4 protein-coding genes are annotated in these 4,195 nt (G+C 61.9%); all 4 read left to right on the top strand.

Annotated features, from left to right (window positions below; translation table 11 throughout):
• The first annotated feature begins 189 nt into the window (after positions 1-189).
• Positions 190-1,242 carry an ABC transporter permease gene (locus ACXJ7R_RS26260; protein WP_457154371.1) on the top strand — a complete coding sequence of 351 codons (1,053 nt, stop codon included), beginning with the start codon at positions 190-192 and terminating at the stop codon, positions 1,240-1,242.
• Positions 1,239-2,024, top strand: coding sequence for an ATP-binding cassette domain-containing protein (locus ACXJ7R_RS26255; protein ID WP_457154370.1), 786 nt, complete (start codon positions 1,239-1,241; stop codon positions 2,022-2,024). The genes ACXJ7R_RS26260 and ACXJ7R_RS26255 overlap by 4 nt, the downstream gene beginning before the upstream one ends.
• Before the next feature lie 93 nt (positions 2,025-2,117).
• Positions 2,118-3,032: a sugar ABC transporter substrate-binding protein gene (locus ACXJ7R_RS26250; protein WP_457154369.1), complete on the top strand. Its 915-nt coding sequence runs from the start codon at positions 2,118-2,120 to the stop codon at positions 3,030-3,032.
• A gap of 105 nt (positions 3,033-3,137) precedes the next feature.
• Complete coding sequence (locus tag ACXJ7R_RS26245; RefSeq protein WP_457154372.1) at positions 3,138-4,160, top strand: zinc-binding alcohol dehydrogenase family protein; 1,023 nt, start codon at positions 3,138-3,140, stop codon at positions 4,158-4,160.
• Positions 4,161-4,195 lie beyond the last annotated feature (35 nt).

Raw genomic sequence — 4,195 nt, 5'->3', positions numbered from 1 at the left:
CTTGTAGACAGTGTCGGTTCGCATCGGATCTTCCTCTGAGCAAGACCTTGTCCTTTCTACCATGAACTTTATCCATAAAAAACAACTTGACCAAGTCATGCAGGTTGTTTTTTATCGATAAGAGGGAACTAAAATACAGCATGAGTTTTTGACGGCGCGGCTTGCACAGGCCGCGGCGGGGAGGGAACTTTGCCTGAAACGCGAAACACCGGCACCACTGTCGGCGACGCGGCATTGCCAGCACCCAAGAAGCAAGAAGCCGTCCCCGGCCTCGCGCTTGGCCTGGCCCTGCTGAGCGCCGGTCCGGTCGTCATCCTGGTGTTGCTGATCGTCGTTCTCAGTTTTCTGTCCCCCTATTTCCTGACTGGACGCAACCTTAGCAACATCCTCGCCCAGACCGCCGTCATCTCGGTGGTGGCGATGGGCCAGCATCTGGTCATTCTGACACGAGGGATCGACCTCTCCGTCGGCTCGAACCTGGCACTGGCTTCCGTCGTCGGCGCGCTCAGCTTTCATGCCGGCGCTCCCGCCTTCGTCGTGATCGCGGTGATGGTTGGCTGCGGGGCGGCGGTCGGCACCATCAACGGGCTCTTCTACGTCTTCGGCCGGTTGCCGCATCCTTTCATCATCACGCTGGCGACATTAAGCATCGCCAAGGGGCTGGCGCTCCAGCTGGCCGAAGGGCGCGCCATCCCTGGAATGCCGGATGCCATCGATGCGCTTGGCCGCGAGGCGGTCTGGGGCCTGCCTGGATCGGTTTTTGTGGTTGCGGGCGTTGCCGCGGTGCTTTTCGTCATGGCCAAAACGATGGTCTGGGGGCGCTGGATTTATGCCGTCGGCGGCCGGCCCGACGCTGCCGTGCGCATGGGCATTCCGGTGTCCTGGGTCCTGGTTTCGGTCTATGTGATCTCGGGTCTGTGCGCCGGCATCGGTGCGGTCATCCTTGCCGGCCGCACCGATGCCGGTTCGCCCTTGTTCGGCAATCTGCTGGAACTGGATACGATCGCGGCGGTGATCATAGGCGGTGCCAGTTTTCTCGGCGGCCGCGGACATCTTGGCCATGCCTTGATTGGCGCCATCATGATCGGCGTCATCCGCAACGCGCTCAACCTGCTCAACGTCAACGTCTTCTTCCAGCTCATCGTCATCGGCGTGGTCATCGTCATCGCGGTCGAGGCCGACGTGCTGCGCAACTATCTCGAAGGCCGCGTGCGGGTCATGCAGGCCGGGAGGCAGTCATGAGCGCCGTTGCGGCCAGCGTCGATCCTTCAGCCTCCGCGGATCATCCCGTCCTGGCGGTGCGCGGCGCTACCAAGCGTTTCGGCTCAGTCGTGGCGCTGGACGATGTCAGCATCGAGGTCCGACGCGGCGAGATCCTCGGGCTTCTCGGCGACAACGGCGCTGGCAAGTCGACGTTGACCAAATGCATCAGCGGGGTGCACCAACTCGATGCCGGCGCGATCCTTCTGGACGGTGCGCCAACGCAGATGCGCTCCCCTGCGGACGCGCGCTTCGCCGGCATCGAGACCGTCTATCAGGATCTGGCGCTTTTCGACAATCTGACGCCGGGACAGAACTTCTTTGCCGGCCGCGAGTTGGCCGGGCCGCGATGGCTTCCTCGCGGCATGCGATTTCTCCAACAGCGCAGGATGGATGCCGAAACGCGCATTCTGCTCGCCAATCTGAAGGTCACGTTGCCAAGGCTGGACGCCGTCGTCGCCATGATGTCGGGCGGTCAAAGGCAAGCCATCGCCGTGGCCCGGTCGACCGTGTTTGCCCGCAAGGTTGTGATCCTGGACGAACCGACCGCCGCACTTGGCCTGCGTGAATCGCGGCAAGTGTTGAACCTGGTCGCGACGCTGCGTGACCAGGGCAACGCCGTCATCCTGATCACCCACAACATGGAACACGTCACTGAGCTTGCCGACCGCGCCGTGGTGCTTCGCCAGGGCCGCAAGGTCGGCGAACTGGTGCCGACCAAGGACAACAAGCAGGAGCTGGTCTCCATGATCGTTGGGGCCTGACTCGCTCGAAATTTGGGGACTGTTCCGGTCCGCAAATGCCTGAAGCGACTTCCGCCGGAAGACGCCTCAATCCAAGGGAGGAATGGAATGCCAATGAACCGAAAACTGTTCACCGGGCTGGCGATCGCCGTTGCGTTTGCGATGCCGGCTTCGGCCGCCGACAAGATCAAGATCGGCCTGATTACGAAATTCCCGGTGCCGTTCTACTCGACCATGGAGGATGCAGCCAAGAAATACGCCGCCGCCCATCCCGAGATCGAGCTGGTCACCGGCCAGGGCCAAGCGGCGACCGACATCGAAGGGCAGATCGCGCTGATCGAGTCCATGATCACGCAAGGCGTCAAGGGTCTGGCGATCACTCCGGTCGATCCGACCGTTGCGCCGGCGCTCGACAAGGCGGTCGCCGCCGGCATCAAGGTGGTTCTCGTCGACAACAGCATCCCGGACTGGAAAGGCCAGACAGCGCTGGTCTCGACCAACAATCTCAACGGCGGCAAGATCGCCGGAGAGTACCTCAAGACCGTGCTCAAGAGCGGCGACAAGGTCGGCATCCTGCAAGGTGTTCCCGGAGTGCCAGCACTCGACGACCGGGTGACCGGCATGATGGAGGGCCTCGGCGACGTCAAGATCGATGTCGTCGGCAAGGGTGCAACCAATTGCACGCTCGAACTTGGCACGTCGGTGACCGAAGACATCCTGACCGCCAATCCCGATCTCAAGGCGATCTACTCGGCCTGCGGCCCGCCAATCCCGGGCGCCGTCAAATCGATCAGCAATGCGGGCATCGCCAACGACAAGATCATCCTGGTCGGCTTCGACGCCTGCTGCGGTGAGATCGAAGCGATCAAGTCGGGCGCGGAAGATGCCAGCGTTGCGCAATTTCCAGCAAAAATGGGTGAGCTTGGCATAGACACGGTCGTCAAGGCGATCCGCGGGGAAGCCGTCGAGGCCAATGTGGACACCGGCGCCGGTCTCGTGACGCTGCAGAACGTCAAGGACTTCGAGTGATCCACCAGTGGTCCGGTGGATTGCACCGCCGGACCACTTCCTGTTTCCGCACTCCAGGAATTATGCCGTTAGCGAAGGGGTGGAATTACACTTATGGACGCCACCATCAAGATCGTCCGATGCGCCGAGCCCGGCAGGCTGGCGTTCGAGGAACAGGCAGCGCCAGGCGCTCCGCCGGAAGGCTGGGTGCTGGTCAACGTCGCCCACGTCGGCATCTGCGGAACCGATTACCACATCTTCCAGGGCAAGCATCCGTACCTCGCCTACCCACGCGTCATGGGTCATGAGGTTTCGGGAACAATTGGGGCAATCAACGGGCCCGTGGACATGGCGGTCGGGCAACATGTCGTCGTCAACCCCTATCTTGCCTGCGGCAATTGTCCCGCCTGCCGCCAGGGCAAGCCGAACTGCTGYCTCGCGATCGAGGTGCTCGGCGTGCACCGTGACGGTGCCATGAGCGAGCAGATTCTCGTACCGGCGCAGAACCTCATTCCAGCGACCGGTCTGTCATTGGTCGAGGCGGCTACGGTCGAGTTCCTGGCCATCGGTGCGCACGCGGTTCGCAGGTCCATGGCCGGGCCGGGCAGCCGCACCTTGGTTATCGGCGCAGGGCCAATCGGCCTCGGTACCGCGCTTTTTGCCCGCATAGCGCGGCAGTGCGTGACCGTCATGGATGTCGATGCCGAGCGGCTGGCTTTTGCCGTAAGGCAAGGTTTTCTGGTGATCGACGGGTCGAAGGGTTCGATTGTCGAGACGATAGCAGAGCGAACCGCCAGGACAGGTTTCGATGTGGTCTTCGACGCAACGGGAAACAGCCGTTCGATGCGGTCTGCCTTCGCCTATGTTGCCCATGGCGGCGTCATGGTGATGGTCAGCGTCGTGCAGGACGACATAACCTTCTCCGACCCAGAGTTCCACAAGCGGGAAATGATGCTGATCGGCAGTCGCAACGCGACGCGCGCCGACTTTCTGCACGTCATGGCATCGATCCGCGCTGGAAAAATACCAATCGACGAACTCGTCACGCATCGTACGACCCTGCGTGACAGCCCACGCGATATTGCGATCTGGGCACAGCAGAAGTCCGGTCTGATCAAGGCTGTCATCGATGTGGCGGGATCTGGCTGATTTTGCCAAACGCCGTCGTGAGAAAAAGTCTCTCC

The organism is Mesorhizobium sp. P5_C1 (assembly GCF_054049815.1).
Note: the sequence above shows the minus strand (reverse complement) of the source record. Positions and strands in the feature narration are given on the sequence as shown.

Excerpts from the sequence above, each read along its gene's own strand:
- ACXJ7R_RS26255 (WP_457154370.1), top strand. The coding sequence starts at position 1,239 with ATGAGCGCCGTTGCGGCCAGCGTCGATCCTTCAGCCTCCGCGGATCAT.
- ACXJ7R_RS26250 (WP_457154369.1), top strand. The coding sequence starts at position 2,118 with ATGAACCGAAAACTGTTCACCGGGCTGGCGATCGCCGTTGCGTTTGCG.